Origin of the sequence: Streptomyces spinosus, assembly GCF_020400655.1 — a bacterium.
GTDB lineage: Bacteria > Actinomycetota > Actinomycetes > Streptomycetales > Streptomycetaceae > Streptomyces > Streptomyces argyrophylli.
Genome location: NZ_JAINRC010000003.1, coordinates 71,549 through 86,088 on the forward strand (window position 1 = coordinate 71,549; position 14,540 = coordinate 86,088).

Annotated in this window: 13 protein-coding genes and 1 tRNA gene; 8 read left to right on the forward strand and 6 right to left on the reverse strand. The window is 71.0% G+C overall.

Going from position 1 to position 14,540, the window contains the following annotated elements; translation table 11 throughout:
- Positions 1 to 72 precede the first annotated feature (72 nt).
- From LG395_RS07225 to LG395_RS07235, 3 genes are all read left to right on the forward strand, one after another.
- Positions 73 to 1,089, forward strand: a complete 1,017-nt coding sequence (locus tag LG395_RS07225; protein ID WP_171155595.1) for an SGNH/GDSL hydrolase family protein — start codon at positions 73 to 75, stop codon at positions 1,087 to 1,089.
- 146 nt (positions 1,090 to 1,235) lie between these two features.
- A complete protein-coding gene (locus LG395_RS07230; protein WP_171155593.1) occupies positions 1,236 to 2,456 on the forward strand; it encodes an acetyl-CoA C-acetyltransferase in 1,221 nt (406 codons plus the stop codon).
- 292 nt (positions 2,457 to 2,748) lie between these two features.
- Positions 2,749 to 3,531: a hypothetical protein gene (locus LG395_RS07235; RefSeq protein WP_171159969.1), complete on the forward strand. Its 783-nt coding sequence runs from the start codon at positions 2,749 to 2,751 to the stop codon at positions 3,529 to 3,531.
- A 45-nt stretch (positions 3,532 to 3,576) separates the two neighbouring features.
- Here the strand turns inward: LG395_RS07235 and LG395_RS07240 are convergent, their stop codons facing one another.
- Positions 3,577 to 3,888: a hypothetical protein gene (locus LG395_RS07240; protein ID WP_171155591.1), complete on the reverse strand. Its 312-nt coding sequence runs from the start codon at positions 3,886 to 3,888 to the stop codon at positions 3,577 to 3,579.
- Between the two features lie 99 nt (positions 3,889 to 3,987).
- On the opposite strand from LG395_RS07240, the gene LG395_RS07245 reads away from it, so the two are divergent.
- The gene (locus LG395_RS07245; protein ID WP_030653267.1) at positions 3,988 to 4,218 is read left to right on the forward strand and encodes a DUF4287 domain-containing protein; all 231 of its coding nucleotides are present in this window, start codon (positions 3,988 to 3,990) and stop codon (positions 4,216 to 4,218) included.
- Positions 4,219 to 4,274: 56 nt separating this feature from the next.
- On the opposite strand, the gene LG395_RS07250 is transcribed toward LG395_RS07245, so the two are convergent.
- The 3 genes from LG395_RS07250 to LG395_RS07260 all read right to left on the reverse strand — a co-directional run bounded on the left by LG395_RS07250 (position 4,275) and on the right by LG395_RS07260 (position 6,702).
- Positions 4,275 to 5,129, reverse strand: coding sequence for a Bax inhibitor-1/YccA family protein (locus LG395_RS07250; RefSeq protein ID WP_171155589.1), 855 nt, complete (start codon positions 5,127 to 5,129; stop codon positions 4,275 to 4,277).
- A 148-nt stretch (positions 5,130 to 5,277) separates the two neighbouring features.
- Complete coding sequence (locus LG395_RS07255; protein WP_225808834.1) at positions 5,278 to 6,453, reverse strand: 4-hydroxybenzoate 3-monooxygenase; 1,176 nt, start codon at positions 6,451 to 6,453, stop codon at positions 5,278 to 5,280.
- A gap of 165 nt (positions 6,454 to 6,618) precedes the next feature.
- Positions 6,619 to 6,702, reverse strand: a tRNA-Leu gene (locus LG395_RS07260).
- A 415-nt stretch (positions 6,703 to 7,117) separates the two neighbouring features.
- Between LG395_RS07260 and LG395_RS07265 the strand changes: the two genes are divergently transcribed.
- Together LG395_RS07265 and LG395_RS07270 are read left to right on the forward strand one after the other, a co-directional pair.
- Positions 7,118 to 7,888, forward strand: coding sequence for an ABC transporter ATP-binding protein (locus tag LG395_RS07265; RefSeq protein ID WP_171155570.1), 771 nt, complete (start codon positions 7,118 to 7,120; stop codon positions 7,886 to 7,888).
- Entirely contained in the window at positions 7,888 to 10,416 is a 2,529-nt protein-coding gene (locus LG395_RS07270; protein WP_225808835.1) for an ABC transporter permease, read from the forward strand. The genes LG395_RS07265 and LG395_RS07270 overlap by 1 nt, the downstream gene beginning before the upstream one ends.
- Before the next feature lie 84 nt (positions 10,417 to 10,500).
- Here LG395_RS07270 and LG395_RS07275 read toward each other — a convergent pair whose 3' ends face one another.
- The gene (locus LG395_RS07275) at positions 10,501 to 11,793 is read right to left on the reverse strand and encodes a class I SAM-dependent methyltransferase (RefSeq protein WP_225808836.1); all 1,293 of its coding nucleotides are present in this window, start codon (positions 11,791 to 11,793) and stop codon (positions 10,501 to 10,503) included.
- Positions 11,794 to 12,065: 272 nt separating this feature from the next.
- Positions 12,066 to 13,448 carry an NAD(P)/FAD-dependent oxidoreductase gene (locus LG395_RS07280; RefSeq protein WP_103809950.1) on the reverse strand — a complete coding sequence of 461 codons (1,383 nt, stop codon included), beginning with the start codon at positions 13,446 to 13,448 and terminating at the stop codon, positions 12,066 to 12,068.
- A gap of 544 nt (positions 13,449 to 13,992) precedes the next feature.
- Between LG395_RS07280 and LG395_RS07285 the strand changes: the two genes are divergently transcribed.
- Positions 13,993 to 14,265 (forward strand): type II toxin-antitoxin system prevent-host-death family antitoxin, encoded by a 273-nt coding sequence (locus LG395_RS07285; RefSeq protein WP_225808837.1) that lies wholly within the window; start codon positions 13,993 to 13,995, stop codon positions 14,263 to 14,265.
- A complete protein-coding gene (locus LG395_RS07290; RefSeq protein WP_225808838.1) occupies positions 14,262 to 14,537 on the forward strand; it encodes a type II toxin-antitoxin system RelE family toxin in 276 nt (91 codons plus the stop codon). The genes LG395_RS07285 and LG395_RS07290 overlap by 4 nt, the downstream gene beginning before the upstream one ends.
- The last annotated feature ends 3 nt before the right edge of the window (positions 14,538 to 14,540 follow it).

Below are 14,540 nucleotides of genomic sequence, written 5' to 3' on the forward strand. Positions count from 1 at the left end.
CCCCGTCGAGATTGGCGCACGGTCCGTACGGGGCAAGGAGTGGGTACGGCTACGAGGAGGTGGCGGCGACGCATGACGAGGATGTCGAGGGCACGGGTGGCCCGGCGTATCGCGGCCGGGGCGGCGTACGGCGGGGGCGGGGCCGGGCTGATCGGCGCGGCCGTCGTCGGTCTGGTGCTGGCGGAGGTGCGGCTGGCGCGGCGCCATGTGGGCAACGGCGGGGCGGGGCGGGTGCCGGTGGCCGACGGCGTCTACGGTCACGCCTACGACACCCCCGGCGAACCACCGCTGCGGCTGACCATGCTGGGCGACTCGACGGCGGCGGGGCAGGGCGTGCACCGGGCGGGCCAGACCCCGGGGGCGCTGCTGGCGTCCGGGCTGGCGGCGGTGGCGGAGCGCCCGGTGGAGCTGCGGACCGTGGCGGTGCCGGGTGCCCGGTCCGACGACCTGGACCGCCAGGTCGCGCTGGTGCTGTCCGCGCCCTGTCCCGTCCCGGACATCTGCGTGATCATGGTCGGCGCGAACGACGTGACCCACCGGATGCACCCGACCCGCTCGGTACGGCACCTGTCGACGGCGGTACGACGGCTGCGCACGGCCGGCGCCGAGGTGGTGGTCGGCACCTGCCCCGACCTGGGCACGATCGAGCCGGTGCAGCAGCCGCTGCGCTGGCTGGCCCGGCGGGCGTCCCGGCAGCTGGCGGCGGCCCAGACGATCGGCGTGGTGGAGCAGGGCGGGCGCACGGTCTCGCTGGGCGATCTGCTCGGGCCCGAGTTCGAGGCGAACCCGCGGGAGCTGTTCGGGCCGGACAACTACCACCCGTCGGCCGAGGGCTACGCGACCGCGGCCATGGCCGTCCTGCCCACGGTGTGCGCGGCGCTGGGCCTGTGGCCGGAGGAGGAGCGGCCGGACGTGTCGCGCCGCGAGGGTTTCCTGCCGGTGGCCCGCGCGGCGGCCGAGGCCGCGTCGGAGGCCGGCACCGAGGTGACGGCGGCCATGCCGACGGGACCGCGGGGACCGTGGGCGTTGCTCAAGCGCAGGCGCCGGCGGCGGGTACCCGAGGCGGAGCCGGCGAGCCGGCCCCTCTGACCGCCGGCGTCCGGGCCCGGCCAGAGAGCAAAGCAAGCGCTTAGACAATTGCGGTCAGTGTCACACCGCGACACCGGTGACCTGGCCCGTACGTACGGGTAACTTCCCACCTGCCCTGCCCGAAAAAATCCGCCACTGGAGCCGTGATGCCCGAAGCCGTGATCGTCTCGACCGCCCGCTCCCCCATCGGCCGCGCGAACAAGGGCTCCCTGAAGGACCTGCGCCCCGACGACCTCACCGCCACGATCATCCAGGCGGCGCTCGCCAAGGTCCCCGAGCTGGACCCCGAGGACATCGACGACCTGATGCTCGGCTGCGGCCTCCCCGGCGGCGAGCAGGGCCACAACCTCGGCCGGATCGTCGCCGTGCAGATGGGCATGGACCACCTGCCGGGCTGCACGGTCACCCGCTACTGCTCCTCCTCCCTGCAGACCTCCCGCATGGCGCTGCACGCCATCAAGGCCGGCGAGGGCGACGTCTTCATCTCGGCCGGTGTCGAGACGGTCTCGCGCTACCGCAAGGGCAGCTCCGACGGCCTGCCGGACACGCACAACCCGCTGTTCGCCGAGGCCGAGGCCCGCACCGAGTCCGTCGCCCAGCAGGAGGGCACGACCTGGCACGACCCGCGCGAGGACGGCCTGCTGCCCGACCCCTACATCGCGATGGGCCAGACCGCCGAGAACCTGGCCCGCTGGAAGGGCGTCACCCGCCAGGAGATGGACGAGTTCGGCGTCCGCTCGCAGAACCTCGCCGAGGAGGCCATCAAGAACGGCTTCTGGGAGCGCGAGATCACCCCGGTGACCCTCCCCGACGGCACGGTGGTCAGCAAGGACGACGGCCCGCGCGCCGGCGTCACCCTGGAGGCCGTCCAGGGCCTGAAGCCGGTCTTCCGCCCGGACGGACTCGTCACGGCCGGCAACTGCTGCCCGCTGAACGACGGCGCCGCCGCGCTCGTCATCATGTCCGACACCAAGGCCCGCGAGCTGGGCCTGACCCCGCTCGCCCGGATCGTGTCCACCGGTGTCTCCGGCCTCTCCCCGGAGATCATGGGCCTCGGCCCGGTGGAGGCGAGCAAGCAGGCCCTGCGGCGCGCCGGCCTGACCATCGACGACATCGACCTGGTCGAGATCAACGAGGCCTTCGCCGCCCAGGTCATCCCGTCGTACCGGGACCTCGGCATCGACATCGACAAGCTGAACGTCAACGGCGGTGCCATCGCCGTGGGCCACCCGTTCGGCATGACCGGCGCCCGCATCACCGGCACGCTCATCAACTCGCTGCAGTGGCACGACAAGCAGTTCGGCCTGGAGACGATGTGCGTCGGCGGCGGCCAGGGCATGGCGATGGTCATCGAGCGCCTGAGCTGACACACCGTCCGTGGCGGGCCGCGCACGTCACGTCACACAGGGGCCCGGAACCCGGGAAACACCACGGTTCCGGGCCTTTCCGTGATCCAATCTCCCCCAGGATGTGACCTATGTCGCCCACCCGGCACATCACTGCTGGTCAGCGCGGGCCGGCGTGACGCACGACACAGCCACGAATGCAAAGTCCTGTCCGTTTCGTGACGTTACGCACTGACAGCTGGTTAGTCCGCCCTTCAAGCTGATGTAGGAAGTCGGGGGTCGACTTTGAACCGGGAGTATGTCAGTGAGCGCCATGCCGATCGCCCTGCTGCTCACCACGGCAGCCACCGGCGCCGTGGGTGTCGCCGTCCTGCGCACCGTGCTGAAGCTGCGCCGCCAGCTCACCGATCTGGCGGCACAGCTCGCCGACGGCCAGGCGGCCACGACACGCGCCCTCCTGCCGAACGCCCGTACCGCCGCCGACGCCGACCGGATACGGGCGGCCGTGGCCGAGGCGCTGGCCGAGGAGCGGGAGCGCGAGCTGGCCGAGGCGCGCGCCTTCTGGGCGGCGCAGGAGGCCCGTGACGCCTCCGAGTCGCCCTCGCTGTACGGCCTGCCCGACGCCGACGTGTTCCTGCCCCGCCAGGCGGACTTCGCGGGCCTGGAGCCGCTGGAGCCGGTGGCCGAGCCGGGCGCCGACGCCGACGAGTTCGCCGGGGACTCCCCGGAGCTGGCCGCGGCCCGCCGCCGGCACCCCTCGCACCCGGACTTCGTCCCCGTGCAGTCGCCGGCCCTCAACGACCACGAGCGCACCGTCACCACGCTGGAGGAGCTGGCGGCCGAACGCGTCGAACTCTCCGACGTCCGCCCCGGCCCGCTCGGCACGCTCGACGTCTACGTCTTCGCCGACGGCACCACCCTGTGCATGACCCCGGGCCACCGGGAGACGGCGGAACGCCTGGCGAGGGCCCTGGAGTCCGGCGAGGCCCCGTACCTCCTGGGCGGCTCGGGCATCTCCGGCGCGTACGCGCTGACGTTCGCGTGCGGCGAGGAGACGGTGTACATCCTGGCCGACAGGGTCATCGCCTCCCTCTGACGGGCGACGCCGGACCCCGCGTCAGACGCTCCGCCCGCTCCCGCGTCAGACCCCCGCCCGCTGCCGCGCCTCCTCCACCAGCCGCACGGCCTCGGCGACCTCGTCCTCGGTGCGCACCACGACCGCGAGGTCGTGCGCGGCCACCAGGATCTGGTCCGCCGCGGCGAACATCCCCGCGTCCGGCATCTCCCGGGGCTCGCCTCCCGGCTCCTCCACCAGCTGGGCCCGCCGGGAGAGCTCGCGGGCCAGGGCCAACGCCTCCGCCGCGGCGCTGCGTTGGAGCCGGCTCTGCGGTGCCGCCCGCAACCGGTCGGCGAAGTGATCCACTGCTTGGGTCAAGGGCGTCGTATCAACCACCCGCCGAGCGTAACGCCCCGCACTGTTGCCAATACGCGAACGCTCAGGCACGGTGACCTGAAGGACCGGCTTACATCCCCTTTGTGTTCGGAGGCGCCGATGTCCCACGTCTTCTCCGAGGAGACCCACCGCAACCTGCTCGCCCGCATCCCGCACTGCACCGGTCGCGAAGTCTCCGACTGGCTGCGCACCGTCGAAGAAGGCCCGGCACTCTTCCGCTTCGAGGAGAAGGTCAGCTGGCTCCGGCACGAGTACGACCTCGCGTACGGCCACGCGAAGGCGATCGTGCACGAGTACGACCTGAGGAGGGCGGCGCGCAAGCTGCTCTGAACGGCACAGGGCCCCGGGCGGATCGCCCGGGGCCCTGCCGATGAGCCGTGCCGGCGTCAGTCGTTGCTGCTGAAGATCGCCACCAGTCGCAGCATCTCCACGTAGATCCACACCAGGGTCAGGGTGAGGCCGAACGCGGCGAGCCAGGCTTCGTTGCGCGGGGCGCCGTAGGCGATGCCGTCCTCGATCTGCTTGAAGTCGAGGGTCAGGAAGAACGCGCCGAGCACGATCGCGATGATCCCGACGAGCGCGCCGAGCGGGCCGAAGCTGCGCAGTCCGCCGTCATCGGCGACCCCGAAGGCGACGAGGAGCAGGTTGACCGCCATGACCACCAGGAACGCCATCGCGATGGCGAGGCCGACGCGGGCGTACCGCGCGGTGACGCGGATCCAGCCGGCCTTGTAGATCAGCAGGGTCGCGCCCGAGACGGCCATGGTGCCGAGCACGGCCTGGAAGGGCGCGCCGCTCCAGCGGCTGTTGTACATCTCGCTGATGACGCCGAGGAAGACGCCCTCGAAGGCGGCGTACCCGAGGATCAGCGCGGGTGACGGGGTGCGCTTGAAGCTCTGCACCATCGCCAGGACGAAGGCGATCAGCGCGGAGCCGACGGCCAGGCCGTAGCTGGTGCCCGAGACGGGCAGCAGGGCCCAGGCGAGGGCGGCACCGACGGCGACCGTGCCGAGCGTGACGGCCGAGCGGACGACGACGTCGTCCATGGTCATCCGGTCGGTGGTGGCCGGGGCCTGGGGCGGGGCGCCGACGCCCTGCTGTGCGTAGGGGTTCTGCGCGTACGGGTTCTGCGCGTACGGGTTGCCCTGGGCGTACCCGGCCTGCGGTGCGGTGTTGAAGCCGGCGTAGCCGTTGTCGCGGCTGAACCCCCGTCGCGAGAAGACCGGGTTGCTGCTCCTCATTTCACTCCTCCATGGCTGCCGAGCGCAGCCTTGGCTCAAGAGTAATGGATTGGCAAAGGATCGACCATGATACTTGAGGAGGATCTTTCCCCTGCTGTGCTGCGCAACACGCTACGCGGGCGACTGATTCCCGGCCATGGACGGACGGCTAACCGAGCGGAAACCCTGTGTACGCCTCGGCCAGGTCGGTCCCGGCCGCCCGGGAGGAGGCGATCCGCTCCAGCCGGGCCAGCTGGAGGCGGGCGTCGAAGCCGGTGGCGTCCGGGGCGCGGTGCAGCAGGGTCGTCATGTCGTAGGAGAACCGCTCGGCCTGCCAGATCCGGCGCAGACAGGTCGCGGAGTAGGCGTCGAGGAGCTCGGGGGAGCCGGTCCGCCGCTCGTGGGCGAGGGCCCGGGCGAGGGTGACGACGTCGCCGACGGCGAGGTTCAGCCCCTTGGCGCCGGTCGGCGGCACGATGTGGGCGGCGTCGCCGGCGAGGAAGAGCCGCCCGTGCCGCATCGGCTCGTGCACGAAGGAGCGCATGGGGGTGACCGACTTCTGGGTGACGGGCCCGCGCTCGAGCCGCCAGCCGTCGTCCGTCTCGAGCCGCCGCTCCAGTTCGTCCCAGACCGCCTCGTCGCTCCACGCCCCGGCCTCCGTGCCCGCGGGGACCTGGAGGTAGAGCCGGGAGACGGCCGGCGACCGCATGGACAGCAGGGCGAAACCGCGCTCGTGACGGGCGTAGACGAGTTCGTCGTGCGAGGGCGCGACGTCGGCGAGGATGCCGAGCCAGGCGTAGGGGTACGACCGCTCGAACACCCGGGAGACCCCGGCCGGGAAGGCGCTGCGGGCCACGCCCCGGAAACCGTCGCAGCCGACGACGTAGTCGCACTCCAGCACGTCCTCGCGCCCCTGGTGCCGGAAGGCGACCCGCGGCCGGTCGCTCTGCGCGCCCTCCACGGCCAGCGCCTCGGCCTCGAACAGCAGCGGCCCGCCCTCCTCCAGCCGGAGCGCGATGAGGTCCTTGCAGACCTCGGTCTGGGCGTAGACGGTCACGGACCGCCCGCCGGTGAGCGCGGGGAAGTCGACGCGGTGCCGGCGCCTGTCGAACCGCAGCTCGATCCCGTCGTGCCGCAGGCCCTCCCGGTCCATCCGGTCCCCGGCCCCGGCGGCGCGCAGCACGTCGACCGTCCCCTGCTCCAGGATCCCGGCCCGCTGCCGCTGTTCGACGTAGTCCCGGTCCCGCCCCTCCAGGACGACGGACTCGATCCCGGCACGGTGCAACAGCCGCGCGAGCAGCAGCCCGGCGGGCCCGGCCCCGATGATCCCGACGGTGGTGCGCATCGGTCGTCTCCCTGGTCTCCCGCCGCCCATCGGGCGTTCGCCTGGTGAAATTTCTTTCACTACATCCGGGCGTGAGTCTCCGGCCGCACGGGTCCCGATGTCAACGGTCGTGCGGCGGTCGAGTGGTGAGAGGACGGTTCCGAAGGGGAAACCGACGGCGGAAGGTGCCCGGAGCCGGACTTGAACCGGCACGCCCGCGAAGGGGCAGCGAGGTTTAAGCTCGCCGTGTCTGCATTCCACCATCCGGGCAGGCCATGGGCTCCGCTTGCGAGGTTCGAGCCTATCGGGAGCCATCCCCCGAACAGTGGGCGGGTGGACCGATGTTGTCTTATTTTATTGAGGTCTGAGGGTGCATCAGCCCGCGGAACGCGCCATCCGCACTTGCCAGTAGCGTGTCGTGACGGCTGTACACGCGTACGCGAAATGACGGAATTTCACCGTCCGAACGAGGGTGTTCCACCTGTTCTCGACACGGCTCCCGACAACGCCCCCGACACGGACGGCGTCAGGGTCCCCTGTCCTCCCCAGGTATGACGGCGGGCCGCCGCGTGCGACCCCAGTCGCCCTCCGGAACCGGAACAGCGACTGACTACACGCGCGTTTCGCACCGAGACGATGGAGCGGTCCCCAGGAACACACGTCGTCCCGACAGGAGCGCCCTCCCGTGACCACCACACCCACCGCCGGCCGGACCACCGCCGTGGCCGCACGCGCCACGGAGCTGTCGAAGATCTACGGGCAGGGTGAGACCCGGGTGGTCGCCCTGGACCGGGTCTCCGTCGACTTCCGGGCCGCCGAGTTCACCGCGATCATGGGGCCGTCGGGCTCCGGCAAGTCCACGCTGATGCACTGTGTGGCCGGGCTGGACACCTTCTCCTCCGGGTCCGTCCGGATCGGGGACACCGAGCTGGGGTCCCTGAAGGACAAGCAGCTCACCAGGTTGCGCCGGGACAAGATCGGCTTCATCTTCCAGGCGTTCAACCTGCTGCCGACGCTGACCGCCCTGGAGAACATCACCCTCCCGATGGACATCGCCGGGCGGAAGCCGGACAAGGCGTGGCTGGACCGGGTCATCGAGATGGTCGGGCTGTCCGGGCGGCTCGCCCACCGGCCCTCCCAGCTGTCCGGCGGCCAGCAGCAGCGCGTCGCCGTCGCCCGTGCCCTCGCCTCCCGGCCCGAGATCATCTTCGGGGACGAGCCGACCGGGAACCTGGACTCGCGCTCCGGCGCCGAGGTCCTCGGTTTCCTGCGCAACTCCGTGCGCGAACTGGGCCAGACCGTCGTCATGGTCACCCACGACCCGGTGGCCGCCGCCTACGCCGACCGCGTGATCTTCCTGGCCGACGGCCGGATCGTCGACGAGATGCACGACCCCACGGCCGACTCCGTCCTCGACCTGATGAAGCAGTTCGACGCGAAGGGCCGTACCAGCTGATGTTCCGCACCGCCCTGCGCAACGTCCTCGCACACAAGGCCCGGCTCCTGATGACCGTGCTCGCCGTCATGCTCGGCGTGGCCTTCGTCTCCGGGACGCTGGTCTTCACCAACACCATCTCCGACGCCTACCAGAAGAGCTCCGCCAAGGGCTTCGACCAGGTCGACGTCGCCGTACGGCCCGAGTACCAGGACTCCGAGGGCGACCGGGTCGGCAGGATGCCCGAGCTGAACCGGGCCCTGCTCGACAAGGCCGCCGCGGTCCCGGGGGCCGCCTCCGCCACCGGTGTCGTCACCGGCTTCACCGCCGTCGCCGACAAGCACGGCAAGCTCGTCGGCGGCGACTGGCAGTCCGCGGGCGGCAACTACTGGGGCCCCGAGGACCCCCGTTATCCGCTGGTCATCGGCCATGCCCCGCGCGGCAGGGACGAGGTGCTGATCGACTCGGCGACCGCGAAGCGGGCCGGCTACCGGGTCGGCGACACCGTGCGGCTCTCCGTCGACGGCCCGGTGCTCACGCCCACCGTCAGCGGCATCTTCACCACCGACGACGGCAACGTCGCCGCGGGCGGCAGCCTCACCCTGTTCGACACGGCGACCGCGCAGAGCCTGTTCGGCAAGAAGGGCACGTACGACGAGATCGACGTGCGGGCCGCGCCCGGCACCAGCCAGGCGGAGCTCAAGGCCCGGCTCGACAGGGCCCTGCCCGCGAAGCTGGTGCGGACCACCACCGGCCGGCAGCTCGCCGACGACCAGGCGGAGGCCATCTCCTCCTCCATGAGCAGCCTGAAGCAGGGCCTGCTGGTGTTCGCCGGCATCGCGCTGTTCGTCGGCACGTTCATCATCGCCAACACCTTCACCATGCTGGTCGCCCAGCGCACCCGGGAGCTCGCCCTGCTGCGGGCGGTCGGCGCCTCCCGCCGCCAGGTCACCCGCTCGGTCCTCATCGAGGCGTTCGCCGTCGGCGCGGTCGCCGGTGTGACCGGTCTGGCCGCCGGTGTCGGCATCGGCGCGGGCCTGCGCTCCCTGCTCGGCTCCTTCGGCGCGAGCATGCCCGACGGTCCGCTGGTGATCAGCCCCGGCACGGTGGGCACCGCCCTCGCCGTCGGCGTCCTCATCACCATGCTGGCCGCGTGGCTGCCCGGCCGCCGGGCCGCGAAGATCCCGCCGGTGGCGGCGATGAGCAGCGTGCACGCCAAGGCCACCGCCAGGTCGCTGGTGCTGCGCAACACGCTGGGCTCGCTGTTCGCGGCGGCCGGCATCGCGGTGGTCCTCGCCGGCACGAGGATGAACGCGGACACCGGCCAGGGCGCGATGGGCATCGGCGCGGTCCTGCTCATCATCGGCGTGTTCATCCTGACGCCGCTCCTGTCCCGCCCGCTGATCGCCGCCGCCGCGCCGGTGCTGCGCGTCTTCGGGGTGTCGGGCAAGCTGGCCCGGCAGAACTCGGTGCGCAACCCGCGCCGTACCGCGGCCACCGCCTCCGCGCTGATGATCGGCCTGACGCTGATCACCGGCATGACGGTGATGGCGGGCAGCCTCCAGACGTCCATCGACAAGATGGCCTCCTCCGCGATCCGCGCCGACTACGTCGTCTCGATGGCCAACCGCGGTCCGCTCTCCCCCGGGGTGGAGAAGAAGCTCGCCTCCGCCGACGGGGTCACCGAGAGCAGCCCGCTGCGCAACGGCGAGTCCCGCATCGACGGCGAGACCGAGTTCCTGACCGGCGTCAACGGCGCGTCGATCGGCAAGCTGACGGACCTGAAGGTGACCGACGGCTCGTTCGCCGTGGGCGGCACGCGGGTCGTCGTGGACGAGGACCGCGCCAAGCACTTCGGCTGGAAGGCCGGTTCCCGCTTCACCGCGCACTTCGAGGACGGCAAGGCCCGGCGGCTGACGGTCGCGGGGGTCTACGAGGGCAACGACATGCTCAACGGGATCATCCTCGACAACACGGTCCTCACCCCCCATCTGTCCGACCCGGCCGACATGCAGGTCATGGTGAAGACGGCGGACGGGGCGTCCGACGCGGCCAAGGACGGGCTGGAGAAGGCCCTCGGCTCCAACCCGGCGATCAAGGTCCAGGACAAGCAGGACATCTCCGACGAGATCGCGCAGATGTTCACGCTGATGCTGAACATGGTCTACGGCCTGCTCGGCATGGCGGTGATCGTCGCGGTGCTCGGCGTCGTCAACACGCTGGCCATGTCCGTCTTCGAGCGGGCCCAGGAGATCGGGATGCTCCGCGCGATCGGCCTGGACCGCAGGGCGGTCAAGCGGATGGTCCGCCTGGAATCCCTGGTGATCTCCCTGTTCGGCGGGGTGCTGGGCATCGGTCTGGGCGTGTTCTTCGGCTGGGCGGCGGGTGAGCTGCTGGGCACGAAGATGCCGACGTACGAACTGGTGCTGCCGTGGGGCCGGATGGCGGTGTTCCTGCTGCTGGCGGGCGTGGTCGGCGTCCTGGCCGCGCTGTGGCCGGCCCGGCGCGCGGCCCGGCTGAACATGCTGACCGCCATCAAGGCCGAGTAGGCGGTCGTACGACGGCACAAGGGGGCCCCGCGGGACGGGGCCCCCTTGTGCCGCACCGCTGCCGGGGGTGTCGCCGTACCCCTGTCAGCCGTGCCAGGTGCGGGCCCGCAGGGGCAGTCCGGAGGCGCCGGACTCGGGAGTGCGGATCGCGAGGACCTGGTTGACGCCGATGCGGTTGCGTTCGAAGGCGAGCGCGGAGGCGGCCATGTACAGCTGCCAGACGCGGGCGCGGCCGGCGCCGGTGAGGCGGACGGCCCGGTCCCAGTCGGCCTCCAGGTTGGCGACCCACCGGCGCAGGGTGCGGGCGTAGTGCTCGCGGATGGACTCCACGTCCCGGACCTCGAACCCGGCCCGCTCCAGCTGGGTCACGGTGGTGCCGACGGGGGCCAGTTCGCCGTCGGGGAAGACGTAGGCGTCGATGAACTCGTCCACCTCGTACGCCGACTCGTCCCGCTGCGGGCGGCGGGCGATCTGGTGGTTGAGCAGCCGGCCGCCGGGCTTGAGCAGGGCGTACAGCTGGCGGGCGTACTCCAGGTACTTCTCGGCGCCGACGTGCTCGGCCATGCCGATGGAGGAGATCGCGTCGAAGGGGCCGTCCACGACGTCCCGGTAGTCCTGGACCCTGATCTCCACCCGGTCGGTCAGCCCCTCGTCGGCGACGCGCTTGCGGGCGTACGCCGCCTGCTCCTGGGAGAGCGTGACGCCGACGACGCTCACACCGTGCTCGCGGGCCGCGTGGATGGCCATGGAGCCCCAGCCGCAGCCGACGTCCAGCAGCCGCTGACCCTCCTTCAGGCCGAGCTTGGCGCAGACCAGTTCGAGCTTGTCGCGCTGGGCGGACTCCAGGGTTCCGGCATCTTCCCAGTAGGCGCAGGAGTACACCATGGAGGGGCCGAGGACGATCTCGTAGAAGTCGTTGCCGACGTCGTAGTGGTGGCTGATGGCCCGCTTGTCGGTGCGGCGGGTGTGCAGGTTCCGGCGGGGCCGGCGGACCTCCTCGCGCGGCGGCGCGGGCGGGATCGGCGGGCCCGCCAGTTTCAGCAGCTCCCGGACGGCGGCGCGGACGTCGGGGTCGCGCAGCGCCTGGACGAGGCCGCGGGCGTCCTCCCCGCGCTCCCAGACGAGGCCCGCCATGGCGTCGAGCACGGTGTACAGGTCGCCCTCGATCTCCAGGTCGCCGGAGACCCAGGCGCGGGCGAGCCCCAGCTCGCCCGGTTTGAACAGCATGCGGCGCAGGGCGCGGCGGTTGCGCACGACGAGTGCCGGCGCGTCGGGCGGACCCGCCTGCGACCCGTCCCAGGCCCTCAGGCGTACCGGGAGCGGGGCTCCCAGCATCTGCTCGGCAAGACTTCTCAGCCGCGACGCGGCGTCGGCCATGACGCACACCTCCAAGACGACGATCCCGGATGCCGGATACCACGTAAACACCGCAAGGGCCTCGGCGCAGTCCCGCAAAGGAGTTACGACTGGGCAAAACGGTTGTAGAAACCATGCAGATGGGTGCCCGGAAACGCCGGAAGACCTCCCGCACCACGGATGGCAGGAGGTCTTCCGGATCGGTCACCGACAGGAGGACCTGTCGGTGACCGGACTGTCTTTCGGTGACCCGAGGGCCGTTCGTGACCCGGGGATCTGTCGTTGACCGGAGGTCAGGAGGCCTTGGCCTTCTCCTCGGTCTTGCTCGCGGCGGCGACCGGCGCCGGCTTGGCGGCCTCGTAGAACTCCTCGCGCGGGTTCTCCATGGCGCCGAGGGAGACGACCTCGCGCTTGAGGAACATGCCGAGCGTCCAGTCGGCGAAGACGCGGATCTTGCGGTTCCAGGTCGGCATCGCAAGACCGTGGTAGCCACGGTGCATGTACCAGGCGAGGCGGCCCTTGACCTTGATCTTCATCTTGCCCATGACGATCATGGCCACGCCCTTGTGCAGGCCGAGACCGGCGACCGCGCCCTTGTTGGCGTGCTCGTACTCCTTCTGCGGGAAGCCCCGCATGCCGGAGACCACGTTGTCGCCGAGGACCTTGGCCTGACGCAGCGCGTGCTGGGCGTTCGGCGGGCACCAGGCGTTCTCCACGCCGGCCTTGCGGGCGGCGATGTCCGGCACCTGGGCGTTGTCGCCGGCGGCCCAGATGTAGTCCGTGCCCTTGACCTGGAGGGTGGGCTCGCAGTCGACGTGACCGCGCGGGCCGAGCGGCAGACCGAAGCGGGACAGGGCCGGGTTGGGCTTGACGCCGGCCGTCCACACGATGGTGTTGGAGTCGACCTCCAGGCCGTTCTTCAGCACCACGTGGCCGTCGACGCAGGAGTCCATGGAGGTGGAGAGGTAGATCTCCACGCCCCGGCTCTCCAGGTGCTCCTTGCCGTACTGGCCGAGCTTGGGGCCGACCTCGGGAAGGATCTTGTCGGCGGCGTCGACGAGGATGAAGCGCATGTCCTCGCGGGACACGTTCTTGTAGTACTTGGCCGCGTCCCGGGCCATGTCCTCGACCTCGCCGATGGTCTCCGCTCCCGCGAAGCCACCGCCGATGAAGACGAAGGTGAGCGCCTTGCGGCGGATCTCCTCGTCGGTCGTGGAGTCGGCCTTGTCCAGCTGCTCCAGGACGTGGTTGCGCAGGCCGATGGACTCCTCGATGCCCTTCATGCCGATGCCCTGCTCGGCGAGGCCGGGGATCGGGAAGGTGCGGGAGACCGCGCCCATGGCAATGACCAGGTAGTCGAAGGGCAGCTCGTACGCCTCGCCCACCAGCGGGGCGATCGTGGCGACCTTGCGGTCCTGGTCGATGGTGGTGACCCGACCGGTGAGGACCTCCGCCTTCGGCAGCACGCGTCGCAGCGGGACGACGACGTGGCGAGGGGAGATGCTGCCGGCGGCGGCTTCGGGGAGGAAGGGCTGGTAGGTCATGTACGACCGGGGGTCGACGACCGTGACGGTCGCCTCGCCGTAGCGCATCTTCTTGAGGATGCGCCGAGCTGCGTACAGGCCTACGTACCCACCGCCTACTACGAGGATCCTGGGACGCTCCGTGGTGCTCATGGCATCGAGTATCCACCCGCCCCAGGGGGGTCGCTCGTGCGCCCCTTCACAAGGTCTGACGGGGCCTGTGTTAAACTCCGCGGCTCGCGTGACGCGGACCACGGGGCCGCAGGGGAACCGCAGGGCGCTTCGCCCCGTTGTCAAGGCCGCGTGAGCTGCCTCTCCGGCGCGGCGAGGTGGCCGTGAGGGCACCGTGACACCCCCGGAACACCCCCTTCCGAGCCCCTCTCGCACCCGCCATCTGAACATGTTCAAACAGCCCCCGGACCCCCGAAAGGGCCAATGGGCCCCTCTTCAGGGCCCAACGGGAGGGAATTCCTTGTGAAGAACTTCACGAAGCTTTCCGCCGGGGTACGACCAGGGGCCCCTCAAGGGGGCCCCGGGCACCGCTCAAACGTTATCCAACCTGCTCAGCAGGTGGCTACCGCCCGGTAACAAAAGAGAGCCACGCCACGCGTCACGACCAGGCGATGCCGTCGAGGATCGCCCGCAAACGCGGCTCCCCGAGCGGCCACGTGTACACGGAAATGCGTACACTCATCTCATGACTGAGAACTCCGTGAACGTACGGGAAGCCCGCGCACACCTCGCCGATCACATCAACCGGGCCGAGGAAGGCATTCCGACCGTCATCACGCGCAACGGCGCTGCGGTGGCGGCCGTGGTGCCGATCGCGGACTTCGAGGCGCTGGAGGAAGCGGCCGACGTGATGTTGGCGCGCGAAGCCGAGGCAGTCCTGGCCGAGGGCGGCAAGACCGTGACGATGGCAGAACTCCTGGCGGACCTGTTCACCGAGCAGGGCGGCGAGGCGGCGTGAAGTACGCCTTCCGGTTCACCACGGCGGCACAGCGGCAGCTCCGGGCCATCAGCCGGCCCGACGCCATGCGCATCCTGACCGCGCTGACCGCACTCGGCGAAGACCCGTACCGCGAGGACGCCGACGTCAAGAAGCTCACCGGGCCGTCCGGGCTCTACCGGCTCCGGGTCGGCAGCTACCGGGTCGCCTACCAGCTCAACGATGGTGAACTCGTCATCCTCGTCGTCAAGGTGGGCGACCGGCGAAACGTCTGCCGCAACCGCAACTTGTAGGCG

Bases quoted from the DNA above. Each gene is read 5' to 3' on its own strand.
- LG395_RS07225 (WP_171155595.1), top strand. From the start codon at position 73: ATGACGAGGATGTCGAGGGCACGGGTGGCCCGGCGTATCGCGGCCGGG.
- LG395_RS07245 (WP_030653267.1), top strand. From the start codon at position 3,988: ATGTCCCACGTCTTCTCCGAGGAGACCCACCGCAACCTGCTCGCCCGC.
- LG395_RS07280 (WP_103809950.1), bottom strand. From the start codon at position 13,448: ATGAGCACCACGGAGCGTCCCAGGATCCTCGTAGTAGGCGGTGGGTAC.
- LG395_RS07285 (WP_225808837.1), top strand. From the start codon at position 13,993: ATGACTGAGAACTCCGTGAACGTACGGGAAGCCCGCGCACACCTCGCC.
- LG395_RS07250 (WP_171155589.1), bottom strand. From the start codon at position 5,129: ATGAGGAGCAGCAACCCGGTCTTCTCGCGACGGGGGTTCAGCCGCGAC.
- LG395_RS07255 (WP_225808834.1), bottom strand. From the start codon at position 6,453: ATGCGCACCACCGTCGGGATCATCGGGGCCGGGCCCGCCGGGCTGCTG.
- LG395_RS07275 (WP_225808836.1), bottom strand. From the start codon at position 11,793: ATGGCCGACGCCGCGTCGCGGCTGAGAAGTCTTGCCGAGCAGATGCTG.
- LG395_RS07270 (WP_225808835.1), top strand. From the start codon at position 7,888: ATGTTCCGCACCGCCCTGCGCAACGTCCTCGCACACAAGGCCCGGCTC.
- LG395_RS07235 (WP_171159969.1), top strand. From the start codon at position 2,749: ATGCCGATCGCCCTGCTGCTCACCACGGCAGCCACCGGCGCCGTGGGT.
- LG395_RS07230 (WP_171155593.1), top strand. From the start codon at position 1,236: ATGCCCGAAGCCGTGATCGTCTCGACCGCCCGCTCCCCCATCGGCCGC.